The organism is Streptomyces sp. NPDC002671 (assembly GCF_053592475.1).
This window is the reverse complement of the sequence record NZ_JBSFVU010000002.1, coordinates 1-19,675: the sequence shown is the minus strand read 5'-3', so window position 1 is coordinate 19,675 and position 19,675 is coordinate 1. Positions and strand designations below refer to the sequence as shown.

Genomic DNA, 19,675 nt, shown 5'->3' with positions numbered 1-19,675 from the left:
GCGGAGTAGTGACGTGACAGGCTGGCAGTTCTGGGTCGATCGAGGCGGCACCTTCACCGACGTCGTCGCGCGTCGCCCTGACGGCCGGCTGCTCACGCACAAGCTGCTGTCCGACAACCCCGCACGCTACGCCGACGCGGCCGTCGCCGGAGTACGCGAACTCCTCGACGGCTCGAAGGAGCCCATCGACGCCGTCCGCATGGGCACGACGGTCGCCACCAACGCGCTGCTCGAACGGAAGGGCGAGCGCACCCTCCTGGTGATCACCCAGGGCTTCCGCGACGCCCTGCGCATCGCCTACCAGAACCGCCCCCGCATCTTCGCCCGCCGTATCGAACTGCCCGAGCTGCTCTACGAGCGGGTCGTCGAGGCGGACGAACGTGTCGCCGCCGACGGCACGGTCCTGCGCGCCCCCGACCTGGACGCCCTGGCGGGTCCGCTCCAGCGGGCGTACGACGACGGGATCCGCGCGGTCGCCGTCGTCTGCCTGCACAGCCACCTGTACCCCGCCCACGAACGGGCCATCGGCGACCTCGCCGCCCGCACCGGCTTCGCGCAGATCTCGCTTTCCAGCGAGGTCAGCCCGCTGATGAAGCTCGTACCGCGCGGGGACACCGCCGTCGTGGACGCCTACCTGTCGCCCGTGCTGCGCCGCTACGTGCGGCACGTCGCGGACGAACTCCAGGGCGTGCGGCTGATGTTCATGCAGTCCAACGGCGGGCTGGCGGAGGCCGGACAGTTCCGCGGCAAGGACGCGATCCTCTCCGGGCCGGCCGGCGGCATCGTCGGCATGGCCCGCATGTCGCAGCGCGCGGGCTTCGGCCGCGTCATCGGCTTCGACATGGGAGGCACCTCCACCGACGTCTCGCACTTCGCCGGTGAGTACGAGCGGGTCTTCACCACCCAGATCGCGGGGGTCCGGCTGCGCGCCCCCATGCTGGACATCCACACCGTAGCGGCCGGCGGCGGCTCCGTCCTGCACTTCGACGGCTCCCGCTACCGGGTCGGCCCCGACTCGGCGGGCGCCGACCCGGGACCCGCCTGCTACCGCGCGGGCGGCCCGCTCACCGTCACCGACGCCAACGTGATGCTCGGCCGCATCCAGCCCGAGTACTTCCCCGCCGTGTTCGGGCCGGACGGCGACCAGCCTCTCGACTCCGCTCTGGTCCGCGACCGCTTCCGCGCCCTCGCGCGCGAGATCCGCGAGCGCACCGGCGACGACCGCACCCCGGAGCAGGTGGCCGAGGGCTACCTGCAGATCGCCGTCGCCAACATCGCCAACGCCGTGAAGCGGATCTCCGTCCAGAAGGGCCACGACGTCACCCGCTACGCCCTCACCACCTTCGGCGGGGCGGGCGGCCAGCACGCGTGCAGGGTCGCCGACTCGCTCGGCATCCGCACCGTCCTCGTGCCCCCGATGGCCGGTGTCCTCTCCGCGCTCGGCATCGGCCTCGCCGACACCACGGCCATGCGCGAACAGTCCGTAGAGGCACCCTTGCAAGCCGCCTCGATGCCCGGCATCCGCGAGACGGCCGACGACCTGGAGAGCGCTGCCCGCGCCGAACTCCTCGCCGAGGACGTCCCGCAGGACCGCATCCGGGTCACCCGGCGCGCCCAGCTGCGCTACGACGGCACCGACACCACCCTCACCGTCGAGCTGGCCGAGCCCGGCACCATGAGGCACGCCTTCGAAGAACGTCATCGCGCCACGTACTCCTTCACCCTCGACCGCCCGATCGTCGTCGAAGCCCTCTCCGTCGAAGCCACCGGCATCACCGCACCCCCCGATCTCTCCGCCCTCGCCCCTTACGAGGGCCACCCGGCCGCCCCCGGCACCGTCCGTCTCCACACCGGCGGCGCCTGGCGCGACGTACCCCTCCACCGCCGCGAGGCCCTTCCTCCCGGCGAGACCGTCACCGGCCCCGCGATCATCACGGAGGCCGGCGCGACCACCGTCGTCGACGACGGCTGGCGGGCCGCGGCGACCGACGACGGGCATCTGGTCATGGAACGCGCGGCGATTACAGAGAGTTCCGATCTCGGCACCAAAGCCGACCCGGTTCTGCTGGAGGTCTTCAACAACCTCTTCATGTCGATCGCCGAACAGATGGGCGCCCGGCTGGAGTCCACGGCCCAGTCCGTCAACATCAAGGAACGCCTGGACTTCTCCTGCGCCCTGTTCGATCCGGACGGAAACCTGGTGGCCAATGCCCCCCACATCCCCGTCCACCTCGGCTCCATGGGCACCAGCGTCAAGGAGGTCATCCGCCGCCGTGGCGCCTCGATGCGGCCCGGCGACACCTACGCCGTCAACGACCCGTACCACGGCGGCACGCACCTGCCCGACGTCACCGTGATCACCCCCGTCTTCGACGCCGACTCCGCGACCGGCACGGAGAGTGAGCCGAAGATCCTCTTCTACGTGGCCTCGCGCGGCCATCACGCCGAGATCGGCGGCATCGCCCCGGGCTCCATGCCCGCCCACAGCGGCACCATCGAGGAGGAGGGCGTCCTCTTCGACAACTGGCTGCTCGCGCAGAACGGCCGGCTCCGCGAGGAGGAGACCCGCCGCCTGCTCGCCGAGGCGCCCTACCCCTCCCGCAACGTGCACACCAACCTCGCCGACCTGCGGGCGCAGATCGCCGCCAACCAGAAGGGCGTGGACGAAGTCCGCCGCATGATCGAGGAGTTCGGTCTCGACGTCGTCCAGGCCTACATGCGGCACGTCCAGGACAACGCGGAGGAGGCGGTCCGCCGCGTCATCGACGCGGTGGAGGACGGGGAGTACGCCTACGAGACCGACGCGGGCGCCGTCATCCGCGTCCGCGTGCGCGTCGACCGCACCGAGCGCCGCGCGACCATCGACTTCACGGGCACCTCCGCACAGCTCGCCACCAACTTCAACGCCCCCTTCGCGGTGGTCAACGCGGCCGTGCTGTACGTCTTCCGTACCTTGGTCGCCGACGACATCCCGCTCAACGACGGCTGTCTGCGCCCCCTGGACATCGCCGTGCCGCCCGGGTCCATGCTCGCGCCCGAGCCTCCCGCCGCCGTCGTCGCCGGCAACGTCGAGACGTCCCAGGCCATCACCGGCGCCCTGTACGCCGCGCTCGGCGTCCAGGCCGAGGGCTCCGGCACCATGAACAATGTGACCTTCGGCAACGAGCGCCACCAGTACTACGAGACCGTCGCTTCCGGATCGGGCGCCGGCGACGGTTTCCCCGGCGCCGACGTCGTCCAGACCCACATGACCAACTCCCGGCTCACCGACCCCGAAGTCCTGGAGTGGCGCCTGCCCGTCAGGCTGGAGGAGTTCACCATCCGGCGGGGCAGCGGCGGCACCGGACGCTGGCGCGGCGGGGACGGCGCCGTCAGGCGCATCCGCTTCCTCGAACCCATGACCGTCTCCACCCTCTCCCAGCACCGCCGCGTCCCGCCGTACGGCATGGCGGGCGGCGGCCCCGGCGGGCTCGGCGCCAACCGGGTGGAGCGAGCCGACGGCACGGTCACCGACCTCGGCGCGAGCGGTTCGGCGGACGTCGGCCCCGACGACGTACTCGTCATCGAAACCCCAGGTGGCGGCGGCTACGGCCGACCGTCGACCGACCCCCATGAAGCAGGAGAAGAGATCGATGATCTGCGGGCGTTCTGAGCGAGCCAAGCCTCCGGTCGAGCCCGTCACCCTCAAGATCCTGGTGGCCGGCGGCTTCGGTGTGGGCAAGACGACCCTCGTCGGCGCGGTCAGCGAGATCAGGCCGCTGCGCACCGAGGAGTCGCTGACCGAGGCCGGGCGGCCGGTCGACGACACCAGCGGTGTGGAGGGCAAGAGCACCACCACCGTGGCCATGGACTTCGGGCGCATCACCCTGCGCGAGGACCTGGTGCTGTACCTGTTCGGCACGCCGGGACAGGAACGGTTCTGGTTCATGTGGGACGAGCTGTCCGAGGGCGCGCTCGGTGCCGTCGTGCTCGCCGACACGCGCCGCCTGGAGGACTGCTTCGCCGCCGTCGACTACTTCGAGAGGCGCTCCATACCCTTCGTCGTGGGCGTCAACTGCTTCGAGGGAGCCGACCGTTACCCGGCCGCCTTGGTCCGCCAGGCCCTCGACCTGGACGACGACGTGCCCGTCGTGCTGTGCGACGCCCGCGACCGGGAGTCCGTCAAGGAAGTACTCATCGGCGTCGTCCAGCATGCGATGGAGTACGTGGCCGACCGCCGCCAGGTCGCCATGAGCTGACCGGCGCGCACGGCCCGCACCCCCGCCGACCGGGGTACGAGCCGTGGTCCTGTGAAGGCGCCCACGCGCGCGTGGCGCGACGTTCGGCGCGCGGCTCCTACGCCTCGCCCTCCTCGAGCCAGCCGAAGCTCTTCTCCACGGCCTTGCGCCAGTTGCCGTACTCACGGTCGCGCACGGACGCCTCCATCGCCGGTGTCCACTCCGCGTCCTTCTGCCAGTGCGACTTCAGTTCGTCGAGGTCGTTCCACACGCCCGTCGCCAGACCGGCCGCGTACGCGGCACCCAGGCAGGTGGTCTCGGACACCCGGGGGCGGATCACAGGTACGCCGAGGACGTCCGCCTGGTGCTGCATGAGCAGGTTGTTCCTGGTCATGCCGCCGTCCACCTTCAGGGTGGTGATCCGGACCGCGGAGTCCTGGTACATGGCGTCCACGACCTCCCGGGTCTGCCAGCTCGTCGCCTCCAGCACCGCGCGCGCGAGATGGGCCTTCGTGACGTACCGGGTCAGCCCGGTGACGACCCCGCGCGCGTCGGAGCGCCAATAGGGTGCGAACAGACCGGAGAAGGCGGGCACGATGTAGGCGCCGCCGTTGTCCTTGACGCTCGCCGCGAGCGGCTCGATCTCGTCGGTGCTGCGGATGATCCCGAGCTGGTCGCGGAACCACTGGACCAGCGCGCCCGTTATCGCTATGGACCCCTCCAGGCAGTACACCGGCGCCTCGGTGCCGATCTTGTAGCCCATCGTCGTCAGCAGCCCGTTCTTGGACGGCACCGGCCGGTCGCCGGTGTTGAGCAGCAGGAAACTCCCGGTGCCGTAGGTGTTCTTCGCGGTGCCCACGTCGTAGCAGGCCTGCCCGAACACGGCGGCCTGCTGGTCGCCGAGCGCCGAGGCAACGGGCACCCCGGCGAGTTGCCCGACGGCGGTGCCGTACACCTCGGCGGAGGACCTGATCTCGGGCAGGACTGCCTCGGGGACGTTCATGGCGGAGAGGATGGAGGTGTCCCACTGGAGGGTTTCGAGGTTCATCAGCATGGTGCGGCCGGCGTTCGTGACGTCGGTGACGTGCCGGCCGCCGTCCGTGCCGCCGGTGAGGTTCCAGATCAGCCAGGAGTCGATGGTTCCGAAGGCGATCTCGCCGCGTCCGGCCCGCTCCCTGAGGCCCGGCACGTGGTCCAGCAGCCAGGCCGCCTTGGGCCCGGAGAAGTAGCTGGCCAGCGGCAGCCCGGTCTGCTCGCGGAAGCGGTCCTGGCCGTCCGTGCCGCCCAGTTCGCGGCACAGGGCCGCGGTACGGGTGTCCTGCCAGACGATGGCGTTGTGCACGGGCTTGCCCGTGGCGCGGTCCCACAGGACCGTCGTCTCCCGCTGGTTGGTGATGCCGAGCGCGCTCAGCTGGTCCGCGCGCAGCCCGGCCTTGGCGAGCGCCCCGGCCACCACGGCCTGCACCTTGGACCAGATCTCGGTGGCGTCGTGCTCCACCCAGCCCGGCTTCGGGAAGATCTGGCGGTGCTCGCGCTGGTCGACGGCGACGATCGCGCCGCCGTGGTCGAAGATGATGCAGCGGCTGGACGTGGTGCCCTGGTCGATGGCGGCGACGTACTTCTCGGCTGTGTCCGTCATGGCTGTCCCTGGGTCGCTGGGTCGGGTCGCTGTGGGTCGGGGCGCGGGGCGGGCGGATCTCGGGGGCGGTGCGCCGTGTCGCACCGAGCCGCGCTGTCTGAGCCGTGCCGTCCGCGCAGCGCTGTCAGAAGGCCGCGTTGTAGACGAGGCCCGCGAGCACTGCGCCGATCATCGGGCCGACGACGGGGATCCAGGCGTAACCCCAGTCGGACGTGCCCTTGTTCGGGATCGGCAGGAAGTGGTGCACGACGCGCGGGCCGAGGTCACGGGCAGGGTTGATGGCGTAGCCGGTGGGCCCGCCGAGGGAGAGCCCGATGCCGGTGACGAGCAGCGAGACGATCAGCACGGTGGTGCCGGACTCGCCGAGCCCCTTGACCAGCCCGAAGGCGAGGATCGGCAGCACGAGCGCGACCGTCGCGATGATCTCCGTGATCAGGTTGGCGAGCGGGTTCCGGATCTCCGGGATGGTCGAGAAGATGCCGAGCGTGGGCACGGGTTCGTCGTCGCTGCCCTCGGTCGTGCCCTCCGTGCGGACGTTGGCCTGGAACTGGGCGAGGTAGACCAGGTAGGCGAGAACGGCGCCGAGCATCGCGCCGATGATCTGGCCCAGCAGGTACACCCAGACCTTCCCCCACTTGCCCGTGTCCACGGCGATGCCGATGGTGACCGCGGGGTTCAGCTGCCCGCCGGAGAGGGGAGCGGCGGTGTACGCGCCCGCGAGCACCCCGAAACCCCAGCCGAACGCGATCACGATCCAGCCCGAGGCTCGCGCCTTCGAGTGCCTGAGGGTGACGGCGGCGCAGACACCGGCACCGAAGAGGATCAGGATCGCGGTGCCGATGACTTCGCCGACGAATATGTCTCCGTTGCTCATGGCGGCTCCCTAGGCGTCGGCTCGGGGCGGTCGGCCCCGGCCCTGCGTGCAGGAACGGTTCCCTTGGCGACTTCAGCCGAAGGCAGGGAGGGTCCGCGCCCCGCCCGGCGTCGATGACGAGCGTGCCGTCGCAGCCGGAATCGCCTGAGGAGAACGGGACGTGGAGCAGGGCAGATCCATGGCGCAGTGCCTGATAACGCCGCGAATGTACGGCGATGTCGGCTGACACCGGGAAGTGTTCACCGGCGTCCGGGGGGCGTCAAGGTCGCCGACGGCAACGGTGACAGCGACTCACCTGACGCCCTGTTGCCCAGGAGGCGCCACGATGAACGTATACGGGAGAGCTCGTTCACCAACCCGGCTCGGCCGTGGCGTAGCCCGCCCGGGCGGGCGCCGTGCCGGAACCGCGCCGTATCTCGTGCCCCGGGAGCCCCGCGCGCCCGAGCACCCAGCTGGCGCCGTCCAGTGCCTTCGCCGCCTTCTTCAGCGGGGCGAGATGGGAGGCGGCCTGGCGGTGGTCGGCCACGCTGCCCGGTCCGCACACGACGGTCGCCAGGGACAGCGTGACCGGCCGGCCGTCGGCCGACCAGGAGGCGTCGAGTACCGCTGCGACCAGCGCGTCGAGCGCTTCCTCGTCGGCCAGTACCAGGAAGTCGTCGCCGCCTATGTGCCCCACGCGCGCGTGCCCCGAGACGGCCTGCTGCAGCACCCGCCCCACCGAGCGGATCAGCTCGTCGCCCGCCGCGAACCCGGAGCCGTCGTTGACCTGTTTGAAGTGGTCGATGTCCAGCCAGCTGAGCGCGAACGGCCGGCCGTCCGCGATGCGCCGGTCCACCTCGTCCGTGATCGTGTCCGAACCGGGCAGCCGGGTCAGCGGATTGAGTCCCGCGGCCTCCTCCACCCGGCTCTCGGCCAGCGCCCGCACGAGGTCCGCGAGCCGTACGACGCCCACGCACCGGCCATGGCGGTCGACCACCGCCACGTCGTCCGACGTACGGTCCCGGCCGCCGATCGCAACCACGTCCAGCACCTCCCAGGCGGTCGCGTCGACGCCGACCGTGCGCGGCGCGTCGCCCAGCTTGAACGCCGGGCGGTCCGCGTACAGGGCGTGCCCGTAGCGCCCGGACATGGACAGCAGGAAGCGGGAGCGGTGCACCGATCGGACGGGCACCCCGGACTGGTCCACCAGCAGCACCCCGGAGACGTCCGGGGAGCCGGTCAGCAGCGCCCGTACCTGCCCGGCCGAGGCGGTGACCGGCAGGACGGCGGCGGGGCGCACGAACTCCCGCACCGAGGGCCCGGAGCGGGGCATGGCCATGGAACCGGCGGAGCCGGGCGGAACGTACACGTCCGCGGCGGGAATCCGGGCCGGCGGCGCGAACAGCTCGCCCTGAGCCAGCTGGGCGCCCGCCGACACGGCTGCCGCGCACTGCAGTTCGGACTCCACACCCTCCACCGCCACCAACGCGCCCAGCTGTTCGCACAGTGTGCGCATGGCCCGGACCGCGGCCGGCCGCGTCAGCAGCGAGGCGTCGAGCTTGACCACCTCGGGGGAGAGGTCGGTGAGCAGCCTCAGGGGTACATCCCCCTCCCCGATTCCGTCCGCGCTGATCCGGAAGCCCTGGTCGCGCAGTGCGGCCACCGCCTCCAGCAGCGCCCGCTGGGGCACATGGGTGTAGGGCGGCACGATGTCGAGCGTCACCTCCCAGGGCAGGCGCCCCGCCGCGCGTACGGCGTCGTGCAGCGGGGTGAGGCCGCCCAGGTCGGCGAGCGTGGCCGCGAACACGTTGAGGTGCAGCGGCAGCAGCGTTTCCTTGCGTGTCGCCGCGCGGAGCGCCAACACGGTCAGCCTGGCGTCGAGTTCGGGGTCCCGACGGGCTTCGGCCAGTATGTCGCCGGACTCCGGACGGGCAAGTGTCTCCAGTGCGGCGACCGCGCCCGTCCTCAGGTTGACGACGGGCTGGAAGGCGAAGCGGAGAGTATCCGTCCAGGAGTGCACGGGAGCATGATTGCGCTGCCCGCGTACGCCCAGGCGCAGTTCATGAGACGTTCACGCAGGATTCCGGGGTGGTCACACAGCGTCGAAAACCTCATGAGCCCCACCTGCCGCACGCCCTCTCGCCGACTCCGGTCAGCGCACCGCGACGACCGCCGATCCATGCCCGAACAGTCCCTGGTTGGCGGTGATCCCCACGCGCGCCCCGGCGACCTGACGTGCGCCTGCCGCCTCTCTCAACTGCCGGGTCACCTCGCAGACCTGGGCGATGGCCTGAGCCGGGACGGCCTCCCCGAAGGAGGCGAGCCCGCCACTGGCGTTCACCGGTATACGGCCCGTGAGGCCCGTCGCGCCCTCCCGCAGGAGCTTGGCCCCCTCGCCCTCACCGCACAGACCCAGATCCTCGTACCACTGCAACTCCAGGGCGGTGGACAGGTCGTACACCTCCGCCAGGGACAGTTCGTCGGGGCCGATGCCCGCCTCCTCGTACGCGGCCCGGGCGATGGACGCCCGGAAGGTCCCATCCGGCGGCGGAACCGCGACGGCGGAATCCGTGGCGATGTCCGGCAGGTCCAGCACCGTGTTCGGGAAGCACGGGGTCACCGTCGACACCGCCCGGATCCGCACCGGCCGGGCCGCCCCGTGCCGGTGCGCGAAGTCCATGCTCGACAGCACCAGGGCGGCACCGCCGTCGGAGGTCGCGCAGATGTCGAGCAGCCGCAGCGGATCGGCGACCACCGCGGAAGCGGCGACCTCCTCGGCGCTCACCCGCTTGCGGTAGCGCGCATACGGATTGAGCGCCCCCATGGCGGCGTTCTTCACCTTGACCAGTGCGAAGTCATCGAGGGTGTCCCCGTGCACGGCCATCCGCCGCCGCGCGTACAGCCCGAAGTACGCCGGATTCGTTGCGCCCAGCAGCCGGAAGCGCAGCCAGTCCGGATCCTCGGGACGGTCTCCGCCCGCGGGCCGGAAGAACCCCTTGGGTGCGGCGTCGGCCCCCACCACCAGCACCACGTCCGCGAGCCCGGCGAGGATCTGCGCCCGCGCGGAGGCGATCGCCTGCGCCCCGGACGCACAGGCCGCGTACACGCTGGCGACCCGCGCTCCCTGCCAGCCCAGGGCCTTCGCGAACGTCGCCCCCGCCACATACCCGGGATACCCGCCACGCACCGTGTCCGCGCCCACGATCGAGCGGATGTCCCGCCAGTCGAGACCGGCGTCCGCGAGAGCCGTGCGGGCCGCCGTCGCCCCGTACTCCACGAAGTCGCGCCCCCATTTGCCCCAGGGGTGCATGCCCACCCCGAGCACCGCCACGTCCGCCGTCATGCCGTCACCCCCGTCGGCCGCCAGTTCCAGGTCGTCCAGGTCGTCTCCGCGTCCTCGTGCAGCACTCCGGGGACGACCTCCACCTCCCTGCCCACCGTCAGTTCGGCGACGGTGACCCCGGGAGCCGCCTGTCCCAGCACCACGATCCGCTCGGCTGCCAGCTCCACAGCGATCAACGCGTACGGCTCCCACGGAAGTTCCGGATTGCTCACATAGGGTGACGGAGGGCGGTACCGGCTGGCGGTGTACGACCAGATCCGTCCCGTGCGGGAGAGCGCGAACTCTTCCAGGGCGCCGCCCGGACAGTACGGGTTGCGGCAGTGGGCGTCCTCTCGCGGGAAGAACACCGTGGCGCAGGACGAGCAGCGGGTGCCCAGGAGCCGGAAGTCGTCCCCGTCGCCGGTGAACCAGCCGGCGACCGCGGGCGTGCGTATGCGCGACACATTGCCTCCCCGCAAGCGATCTGACGATGTGTCAGGAGTGTGCCACGGGTGAGCGGAAAAGGGCAGGCCGTCCCGGCGAACCGAACGGGGGCGCGCCCGGACCTGTCAATCCCTGTCATCTCTCTTCCGGAAGAAGTCCTTCCTGTGATCGGATACAGTCCGCGCGTGTCCGAAACTCAGCACTCAACTGCCAACTCCGCGCCCGACTCCCACTGTTCGAGCTGCGGAGCGCCCTATGGAGAGGGCGTCTCCGGCTGGCCGCGCACCTGCCCCTCCTGCGGCACCATCGCCTACCGCAACCCGCTGCCGGTCGCGATCGCGCTCCAGCCCGTGTACGACACCAAGGGCACCGCCCTGGTCGTCATCACCCGAACCATCGCCCCCGCGCGCGGGGGCACGGCACTGCCCGGCGGTTACATCGACGACCGGGAGGACTGGAAGCAGGCCGTCGTCCGCGAACTCAAGGAGGAGACGGGCATCGACGCCGCCCCCCGCGACGTACGGCTCGTGGACGCCATGAGTTCGCCCGACGGGCATCTGCTGCTGTTCGGACTCCTCCCGGAACGCCCGGCCTATGCCCTCCCGCCGTCCGGCCCCACCGACGAGACCGAGGGCTGGCAGCTGCTGCGCAGGCCCGAGGAGCTCGCCTTCCCGCTGCACACCGTGGCCGTCAAGGCATGGTTCGAAGGCCGGTACTGAGCCCCACCGCTCAGCCGAGCCCTCGCACACGCACCGGGTAGGACGGTTCCTTCGCGCCGTCCTCCCGCTCCCGCGTGACCACCACCCGCCGGCCCTGCCAGCGGGCGACGTAGCGCTCGATCTCCGGCTCGTCCCACCCGTCGCCCGCGTCCGGCACGACCAGCCCGCCGCCCGTCCGCCCCCGCGCGGGCGCCCACACCTCGAGCTCCAGCCCGCCGTCCGCCCCGCGCACGGGCACCACGGCACCCGCCCGCGCCAGCACCGGTATCCGCGACAGCGGCGCGTCCAGCAGCACCTGCCCCGGACCCTCGTACGCCTCCTCCGTCACCGTGTCGTACCAGCGGCCCCGCGGCAGCTGCACGGCACGCCGGTCGGTACCCGGATCCAGCACCGGAGCAACCAGAAGGCCGTCGCCCAGCAGGAACGCGTCCTCGCAGTCGCGCAGCGCGCGATCCTCCGGAGCCCCCCACCACAGAGGCCGCACATAGGGCGCACCGGTCCGCCGGGCCAGCCGCGCCAGCGTCATGAAGTACGGCAGCAGCCGCCGGCGTCCGAGCAGCGCCACACGCGCGTGCTCCAGCACCTCGGCACCGAACTCCCACGGCTCCCTGCGCCCCGCCCGCAGACTCGCATGCGTCCGGAACAACGGCAGATAGGCACCCAGCTGGAACCACCGCAGGTACAGCTCCGGCGACGGACTGCCGTCGAATCCGCCCACGTCCGGCCCCGAGTACGGCACCCCGCACAGCCCGAGCCCCAGGACGAGCGACAGCGACGCGCGTAGCCCCGGCCAGCCTGTCGCCACGTCCCCCGACCACGTGCCTCCGTAGCGCTGCATCCCCGCCCAGCCGGAGCGGGAGAACAGGAACGGCCGCTCGTGCGGAGACAGCTCGCGCAGCCCCTCGTAGCCCGCCCGCGCCATGCACAGCGCATACACGTTGTGCGCCTCCCGGTGGTCGCCGCCGCGGCCCTCCAGGGCGTGCCGTGTCGAACGCGGCAACGTCGGCTCACCGAACGCGTTGAACGACACCGGTTCGTTCATGTCGTGCCAGAAGCCCGCGAAACCCTGCCCCAGCCGCTCCTCGTAGAGCCCGCCCCACCACTTGCGCACGCGCGCGTGCGTGAAGTCCGGATAGACCGACTCCCCGGCCCACACCACACCCCGCACCGTCCGCCCCGAGGCGTCCCGCGCGAACGCGTCCACGGCCGAACCGCTGTCGTAGACCGCATTGCCGGGCTCGGCCTTCACCGCGGGATCGACGATGGACACCAGCCGGATCCCGTCCCGGCGCAGCTCTTCCGCGAGCGCGGGCAGCTTCGGGAAGCGCTCCTGGTCGACCGTGAACACCTGATGGTCCTCGTAGTGGTCGATGTCCAGGTGGACGGCGTCGAGCGGCAGACCGCGCTCCCGGTAGCCCGAAACGATTCGGCGCACCTCCTGCTCGCTGCCGAAACCCCACCGCGCGTGATGGTGGCCGAGCGCCCACGCGGGCGGCACCGCGGGTGCCCCGGTCAGCGACGCCCACGTGTGCAGCACGCGCGCGGGAGTGCCCACCACCACCCAGCAGCGCAGCGGACCGCCGTCCATCCGCACCTCGCAGCGCCCCGCCCGGTCGTGCCCGGACCCGGCTCCCTCCTCGCCCTCCCGCAGGGTCACCGTGCCGTCCCACGAGGTGTCGTGGAACACCAGATGCGCGGCGGCGTCGGCCACCACCAGCTGCACCGGCATGGTCAGATAGAGCGGATCGTCGCCCGGCCCGAACGCCCGGCCCGGATCGGTGTTCCACAGCCGGTACGTGCCGTCCCGCAGCCGGGGCCCGCCGGCGCGCCCGCCCAGGCCGAAGAACCGGGCGTCCGCCGCCACTTCCGAGCGCTGCATCCACCGCGCCTCACCCCCGCCGACCGGCTCCCACCAGCGCGGCGGCATGTCCCGGCGCAGGGTCACCCCACCGGGCGTGCACACCTGCACCGCGCCGTGCCGCGAGACGACGACCGTCACCCGCTCGGCGACGACCCGCCAGCCGCCGTTCTTGTCCGGCTCCAGGACCGCCCGCGGATCCGGCTCGGGACAGCTCCCGGCGAGCGCGTACGACGGCTCAGGACCCGCCCCGTCCCAGCCCCAGAAGACGGCACCGTTGACCGCCACGGTGATCCGCAGCTCCGACCGGCCGAAGCGGATCAGGCCGCCCCCGGGCCCCGGCTCCACCTCCCGCACCTGCCCCGGCACCCGTGCCCGCTCGGCCCCCCGCGGCGGCAGCCCGGCCGCGTCGATACGCCTCCTGCGCCACGCTGCCCTTACGGTGCGCAACCCCCCAGCTGCCTTTCCCGAACCGATCACACTCACCGAACGCACCAGGTCACGACCGTCCATGCTGCTCACCCTGCCACTGACCGCCCCACGCGCGCGTGTCGTTCAACTGCCGTTCACCCGTGCTGGGTCCACATCTTCATGACACGGACTATGTGAGGCGCACCCTGGTGTAGAAGTCGATCACATGGCATCGTCCCTGTCAGCCGCGTCACGCGCACACCCCAGCCCGTGCGCGGACCGACGCACACGACGCGCACAGCCCGGGAGCCGCCCCATGTCGACCGCGAACCCCCAGCCGCTCTGGCAGCCCGATCCCGAGCGGATCGCCCAGGCACGCATCACCCAGTTCCAGGCCTGGGCCGCCGAGCACCACGGCGCCCCCGCCGAGGGCGGGTACCCGGCCCTGCACCGGTGGTCCGTCGACCAGCTCGAGACCTTCTGGAAAGCCGTCACCGAGTTCTTCGACGTACGGTTCTCGACCCCCTACGCGCGCGTGCTCGGCGACCGCTCGATGCCGGGCACCCAGTGGTTCCCCGGCTCCACCCTCAACTACGCCGAGCACGCCCTGCGCGCCGCGGCCGGCCGCGAGGACGAACCCGCCCTCCTGCACGTCGACGAGACCCACGAGCCGCGCCCGGTGAGCTGGTCCGAACTGCGCCGTCAGGTCGGCTCCCTGGCCGCGGAACTCCGCAAGCTCGGCGTCCGCCCCGGCGACCGAGTCAGCGGCTACCTCCCCAACATTCCCGAGGCCGTCGTCGCCCTCCTCGCCACGGCAGCCGTCGGCGCCGTCTGGACCTCCTGCGCCCCCGACTTCGGAGCCCGCAGCGTCCTCGACCGCTTCCAGCAGGTCGAACCCGTCGTCCTGTTCACCGTCGACGGCTACCGCTACGGCGGCAAGGAGCACGACCGCCGCGAGATCGTCGCCGAGCTGCGCCGCGAGCTGCCCACCCTGCGCGCCGTCGTGCACATCCCGCTCCTCGGCACCGAGGCACCCGAGGGCGCCCTGGACTGGCCGACACTGACCGCGGCCGACACCGAGCCCGTCTTCGAACAGGTCCCGTTCGACCACCCCCTGTGGGTGCTGTACTCGTCCGGCACCACCGGCCTGCCCAAGGCCATCGTCCAGTCCCAGGGCGGCATCCTCGTCGAGCACCTCAAGCAGCTCGGCCTGCACTGCGACCTGGGCCCCGAGGATCGTTTCTTCTGGTACACCTCGACCGGCTGGATGATGTGGAACTTCCTCGTCTCCGGCCTGCTCACCGGAACGACGATCGTTCTGTACGACGGCAGCCCCGGCTACCCCGACACCGGAGCCCAGTGGCGCATCGCCGAGCGCACCGGAGCCACGCTCTACGGCACCTCGGCCGCCTACGTCATGGCCTGCCGCAAGGCAGGGGTGCACCCCTCCCGCGACTTCGACCTCTCCAAGGTCAAGTGCGTCGCCACCACCGGCTCACCCCTGCCGCCCGACGGATTCCGCTGGCTCCACGACGAGGTCCGCGACGACCTGTGGATCGCCTCCGTCAGCGGGGGCACCGACGTCTGCTCCTGCTTCGCCGGAGCCGTACCCACCCTCCCCGTGTACACCGGCGAACTCCAGGCGCCCGGCCTCGGCACCGACCTGCAGTCCTGGGACCCCAGCGGCAAGCCTCTCGTGGACGAGGTGGGCGAGCTGGTCGTCACCAACCCCATGCCCTCCATGCCGATCCGCTTCTGGAACGACCCCGACGGCAGCCGCTACCACGACAGCTACTTCGACACCTACCCCGGCGTCTGGCGCCACGGCGACTGGATCACCCTGTCCTCGCGCGGCACGGTGATCATCCACGGCCGCTCCGACTCCACCCTCAACCGGCAGGGCGTCCGCATGGGCTCGGCCGACATCTACGAGGTGGTCGAGCGCCTGCCCGAGATCAAAGAATCCCTCGTCATCGGCATCGAACAGCCTGACGGCGGCTACTGGATGCCGCTGTTCGTCCACCTCGCCCCGGGCGCCGTCCTGGACGAGGCGCTCCTGACCCGCATCAAGCAGGCCATTCGCGAACAGCTCTCACCACGCCACGTCCCCGACGAGGTCATCGAGGTCCCCGGCATCCCGCACACCCTCACCGGAAAGCGCATCGAGGTCCCGGTCAAGCGGCTCCTGCAGGGCACCCCGCTGGAGAAGGCCGTCAACCCCGGCTCCATCGACAACCTCTCCCTGCTCGGCTTCTACGAGGAACTGGCCCGCAAGCGCGCCTGACCCGTCCCCAGCCACAACCGGCCCTGGACCTCGCCGAACACCGCGGCGAGGTCCAGGGCCGGACCCGTTGTCAGTGCCGCCGGTTACGGTGAGTGAGCATTGATCGACTGCGCGACTGGGGGAAACATGGCGCACACCGACCACTCGACCATGCGACGCGTCCTGCGCCGCGAAATCGCCGGCACCATCGGCCTGCTCACCGACGAGCACGACTTCCGCGCCATGCGGCGCTACCGCAGCTTCATTTTCGACGACCATCCCACCTACCTCCAGCAGGTGGAGGCCCTCCTCAAGACACGCGCCGCACAGGGCAGCCACACCACACTCGCCCTGTTCGACCCGGAGGAATACGCCGAATTCTGCGCGGGCACGGGACTCGACCCCGAGGCACCGGCGAGCCGGACCCGCTTCACCGCGGAACTCGCGGCCACCGGACCCACCATCCCCTACGACGGTCGCCCCCTCGCCACGCTCCTGCCCGTCCTCGTCGACGAGGCCGTGCGCCAGGCCACCTGGGAGTACGCCACCACCCTGCTGACCCGCCTGGGACCCTGCCCCACCTGCGGCGAGGACATCGGCCGCGCGGCCTTCACCCGCGCCTCCGACCTCCTCATCCGCATCCTCGACACCGCCCCGCCCGGCGACCGGCACCTCGTCTGCAGCGTCTCCGGACCACCGGAAACCCTCATCTCCGTCCTGCACGGCGACCGGGACGGCGAAGGCAACACCTGCCTCGACGAAGCCGAAGTCCTGGAATTCACCAGCGTCCTCGCCCTCGGACTCGCGACCCGCAGCCCAGGCGGCCTCGTCATCCGCACCAGCGCGCCAGGTACGGCCGACCGGGTGTACGGCTGGCGGCTGCGCGGAGGCCACCTCGAACCCCTCACCGCCTCCGAGGTCTTCGACGCCTACTGCACCGACGCCGAATCGGGCGACCTCATCGCCCCGGAGTCCGGCGTCGACTACTGCGCGCCACCCGGCCTCGGAGAGGAGGACACGGCACCGGGACACCGCCACTGAACGCAGCAGGGGCGCCCCACCCGAAGGCGGGACGCCCCTGAACCCGGCAGACCGGGCGCGCCGCTACGACTACTCGCCGGACAGCACCGCCTGAGCCGCGCTGCGCGCCTCATCGGCGCTGTCGACGGCACGAGCAGCCGCGGCGGCCCGCTCGCACTGGGCCAGCGTGTACTTCGCCAGCGTCGCCCGGACGTAAGGAATCGACGCCGCACCCATGGACAGGGAGGTGACACCCAGACCGGTCAGCACACATGCCAGCAGCGGGTCGGACGCGGCTTCGCCGCACACACCGCAGCTCTTGCCCTCGGCCCTGGCCGCCTCGGCGGACAGGGCGACCAGGTCGAGCAGCGCGGGCTGCCACGGGTCCTGCAGCCGCGCCACCGCACCCACCTGCCGGTCCGCCGCGAACGTGTACTGCGCGAGGTCATTGGTCCCCAGCGACAGGAACTCGACCTCCTGCAGGATGGACCGCGCCCGCAGCGCGGCCGACGGGATCTCCACCATCGCGCCGAACTTCGCCCGTAGCCCTGCGGCACGGCAGGCGTCCGCGAACGCCTTGGCGTCGGTACGGTCCGCCACCATGGGCGCCATGACCTCGAGGTAGACGGGCAGCCCCTCGGCGGCCTTCGCCAGCGCGGTCAACTGCGTGCGCAGGATCTCGGGGTGGTCGAGCAGCGTCCGCAGGCCCCGCACGCCGAGCGCCGGGTTCGGCTCGTCCGCCGGCGTCAGGAAGTCGAGCGGTTTGTCCGCACCCGCGTCCAGCACCCGTACGACGACCCGGCCCTCCGGGAACGCCTCCAGCACCTGGCGGTAGGACTCGACCTGCTTCTCCTCGGACGGCGCGTTCTTGCTGTCGTCCAGGAACAGGAACTCGGTACGGAACAGACCGACACCCTCGGCCCCGGCCTCCACGGCGGCGGGCACATCCACCGGCCCGCCCACGTTGGCCAGCAGCGGCACCTTGTGGCCGTCGGCGGTGGCACCTGGCCCGATCGAGGCGGCCAGCGCGGCCTTGCGCTCGGCCGCCGCAGCCTCCAGCTGGGCCTTCTTCTCGGCGCTCGGGTTCACGAAGACATCGCCGGTGCTGCCGTCCACGGCGATCACCGTGCCCTCCGCCAGCTCAACGGCACCCGGCAGCGCCACGACCGCGGGAACGCCAAGCGCCCGCGCGAGGATCGCGCTGTGGCTGGTCGGTCCACCCTCCTCGGTGACGAAACCGAGCACGAGGGCCGGGTCCAGCAGCGCCGTGTCGGCCGGTGCGAGATCGCGGGCCACGAGTACATAGGGCTCGTCACTGTCCGGGACACCGGGCATCGGCACCCCGAGCAGCCGGGCGACGATACGGTTCCGCACGTCATCGAGGTCGGCCACGCGACCGGCGAGGTACTCACCCGCACCGGCCAGCAGCTCACGGTAGGCCGCGAACGCGTCGTACACGGCACGCTCCGCCGTGCTGCCGACGGCGATCCGCCGGTCCACGTCCGCCATCAGCTCGGGGTCCTGGGCCATCATCGCCTGCGCCTCGAGCACCGCCTGGGCCTCGCCGCCCGCCAGGTTGCCGCGTGCCATCAGGTCGGCCGCCACTGCGCCGACGGCCTGACGAGCGCGCCCCTGCTCGCGCCCCGCCTCCTCAGCCGGGATCTGCTTCGCCGGCGGCTCCAGCACCGCGGTTCCCATGTGCCGGACCTCGCCGATCGCCACGCCGTGGCTCACACCGACGCCTTGCAGCGTTGTCTCCATCTCACCCGTCTCCGATAGTGCGGCAGACCCCGCCGCCGCGGTGGTTGTCGTGTTCGCCGCCGTAGGACGGCACCGCCGTCAGTTCCAGGCGAAGAGGCTGTCGCCGGCCTTCACGTCGCCACTGTCGCGGAGATCGGAGAGGGACTCCGCCGTGGCCTCGAGTGCGACGATCGGGCAAATGGCGGACTTGCCCGCGGCCTCCACGGCGGCGGGGTCCCAGCGCACGATGCTCTGACCGCGCGTGACGGTGTCGCCCTTGCTGACGAGTAGCTCGAAGCCCTCGCCGTTGAGCTGGACGGTGTCGATGCCGAGGTGGGTGAGCACGCCGTGGCCATGCGCGTCGACCACGACGAAGGCGTGCGGGTGCAGGGAGACGATGATGCCGTCGACGGGCGACACCGCCTCGGAGGGCTCACGTACGGGGTCGATCGCGGTGCCCGGGCCGACCATGGCCCCGGAGAAGACCGGATCCGGCACGGCGGCCAGTCCGATGGCGCGTCCAGCGAGCGGGGACGTCACGGTGGTCATGGGAAGCCTCCCAGGAGTGGAGCTGCACAGGGCGCCGTCACTGACGGTCCCGGACGGCACACTGAGCAGCAGGGTATGTCAGATGAAGTGGCCGTTCCGTATGGAAGCTACCACCTAGTGGTCTAGACCACCAACCCCCTCGATTTGCACGCGCTTCACGGCTCCGTGTACAGTCGTACTCCTGCTTGAGACGGAGCGACGCGAAAGCGTCATCACTCAGCAGAACTCAAACTCGTCAGATCCTTTCTCGGGGTCACCTTCTGCATGCCTGCAGGGTGGTGGTCAGAGAGAGGGAAAAACCCTGATAGAGTCGGAAACACCGAAGGGAAGCCCGGAGGAAAGCCCGAGAGGGTGAGTACAAAGGAAGCGACCGTTCCTTGAGAACTCAACAGCGTGCCAAAAATCAACGCCAGATATGTTGATACCCCGTCTCCGGCCATCACGGCTGGGACGAGGTTCCTTTGAAAAAACACAGCGAGGACGCTGTGAACCGCCGGATTATTCCTCCGGTGGTTCCGCTCTCGTGGTGTTCGACCGGATTACCGGTAAACATTCACGGAGAGTTTGATCCTGGCTCAGGACGAACGCTGGCGGCGTGCTTAACACATGCAAGTCGAACGATGAAGCCCTTCGGGGTGGA

13 protein-coding genes and 1 rRNA gene are annotated in these 19,675 nt (G+C 71.2%); 6 read left to right on the top strand and 8 right to left on the bottom strand.

Features of this window, described 5'->3' with window-relative positions; translation table 11 throughout:
- Window positions 1-13 precede the first annotated feature (13 nt).
- Together ACWD35_RS02770 and ACWD35_RS02765 are read left to right on the top strand one after the other, a co-directional pair.
- Window positions 14-3,652 carry a hydantoinase B/oxoprolinase family protein gene (locus ACWD35_RS02770; protein WP_451349341.1) on the top strand — a complete coding sequence of 1,213 codons (3,639 nt, stop codon included), beginning with the start codon at window positions 14-16 and terminating at the stop codon, window positions 3,650-3,652.
- Entirely contained in the window at window positions 3,633-4,238 is a 606-nt protein-coding gene (locus ACWD35_RS02765; RefSeq protein WP_451349340.1) for a GTP-binding protein, read from the top strand. Before ACWD35_RS02770 ends, ACWD35_RS02765 begins: the two co-directional genes overlap by 20 nt.
- A gap of 97 nt (window positions 4,239-4,335) precedes the next feature.
- Here the strand turns inward: ACWD35_RS02765 and glpK are convergent, their stop codons facing one another.
- From glpK to ACWD35_RS02740, 5 genes are all read right to left on the bottom strand, one after another.
- Window positions 4,336-5,856 (bottom strand): glycerol kinase GlpK, encoded by a 1,521-nt coding sequence (gene glpK, locus ACWD35_RS02760; protein WP_451349339.1) that lies wholly within the window; start codon window positions 5,854-5,856, stop codon window positions 4,336-4,338.
- Window positions 5,857-5,980: 124 nt separating this feature from the next.
- On the bottom strand, window positions 5,981-6,730 hold the full coding sequence (locus ACWD35_RS02755; protein ID WP_451349338.1) for an MIP/aquaporin family protein: 750 nt from the start codon (window positions 6,728-6,730) through the stop codon (window positions 5,981-5,983).
- Window positions 6,731-7,079: 349 nt separating this feature from the next.
- Window positions 7,080-8,729 (bottom strand): EAL domain-containing protein, encoded by a 1,650-nt coding sequence (locus ACWD35_RS02750; protein WP_451349337.1) that lies wholly within the window; start codon window positions 8,727-8,729, stop codon window positions 7,080-7,082.
- A 132-nt stretch (window positions 8,730-8,861) separates the two neighbouring features.
- The gene (locus ACWD35_RS02745; protein WP_451349336.1) at window positions 8,862-10,052 is read right to left on the bottom strand and encodes a lipid-transfer protein; all 1,191 of its coding nucleotides are present in this window, start codon (window positions 10,050-10,052) and stop codon (window positions 8,862-8,864) included.
- A complete protein-coding gene (locus ACWD35_RS02740; RefSeq protein WP_451349335.1) occupies window positions 10,049-10,495 on the bottom strand; it encodes a Zn-ribbon domain-containing OB-fold protein in 447 nt (148 codons plus the stop codon). The genes ACWD35_RS02745 and ACWD35_RS02740 overlap by 4 nt, the downstream gene beginning before the upstream one ends.
- A gap of 165 nt (window positions 10,496-10,660) precedes the next feature.
- Between ACWD35_RS02740 and ACWD35_RS02735 the strand changes: the two genes are divergently transcribed.
- Window positions 10,661-11,194: an NUDIX domain-containing protein gene (locus tag ACWD35_RS02735; RefSeq protein WP_451349334.1), complete on the top strand. Its 534-nt coding sequence runs from the start codon at window positions 10,661-10,663 to the stop codon at window positions 11,192-11,194.
- Between the two features lie 10 nt (window positions 11,195-11,204).
- Here the strand turns inward: ACWD35_RS02735 and ACWD35_RS02730 are convergent, their stop codons facing one another.
- Window positions 11,205-13,565 carry a glycoside hydrolase family 31 protein gene (locus ACWD35_RS02730; protein WP_451349333.1) on the bottom strand — a complete coding sequence of 787 codons (2,361 nt, stop codon included), beginning with the start codon at window positions 13,563-13,565 and terminating at the stop codon, window positions 11,205-11,207.
- 214 nt (window positions 13,566-13,779) lie between these two features.
- Here ACWD35_RS02730 and ACWD35_RS02725 point away from each other — a divergent pair, with 214 nt between their 5' ends.
- Both ACWD35_RS02725 and ACWD35_RS02720 read left to right on the top strand, forming a co-directional pair.
- Window positions 13,780-15,747 carry an acetoacetate--CoA ligase gene (locus ACWD35_RS02725; RefSeq protein WP_451349332.1) on the top strand — a complete coding sequence of 656 codons (1,968 nt, stop codon included), beginning with the start codon at window positions 13,780-13,782 and terminating at the stop codon, window positions 15,745-15,747.
- Window positions 15,748-15,873: 126 nt separating this feature from the next.
- Window positions 15,874-16,767 (top strand): hypothetical protein, encoded by an 894-nt coding sequence (locus ACWD35_RS02720; protein WP_451349331.1) that lies wholly within the window; start codon window positions 15,874-15,876, stop codon window positions 16,765-16,767.
- Between the two features lie 69 nt (window positions 16,768-16,836).
- On the opposite strand, the gene ptsP is transcribed toward ACWD35_RS02720, so the two are convergent.
- Together ptsP and ACWD35_RS02710 are read right to left on the bottom strand one after the other, a co-directional pair.
- Window positions 16,837-18,507, bottom strand: a complete 1,671-nt coding sequence (gene ptsP / locus ACWD35_RS02715) for a phosphoenolpyruvate--protein phosphotransferase (RefSeq protein WP_451349330.1) — start codon at window positions 18,505-18,507, stop codon at window positions 16,837-16,839.
- 78 nt (window positions 18,508-18,585) lie between these two features.
- Window positions 18,586-19,035, bottom strand: a complete 450-nt coding sequence (locus ACWD35_RS02710) for a PTS sugar transporter subunit IIA (protein ID WP_451349329.1) — start codon at window positions 19,033-19,035, stop codon at window positions 18,586-18,588.
- A 552-nt stretch (window positions 19,036-19,587) separates the two neighbouring features.
- Between ACWD35_RS02710 and ACWD35_RS02705 the strand changes: the two genes are divergently transcribed.
- Window positions 19,588-19,675 (top strand): 16S ribosomal RNA (locus ACWD35_RS02705); the annotation flags it as partial.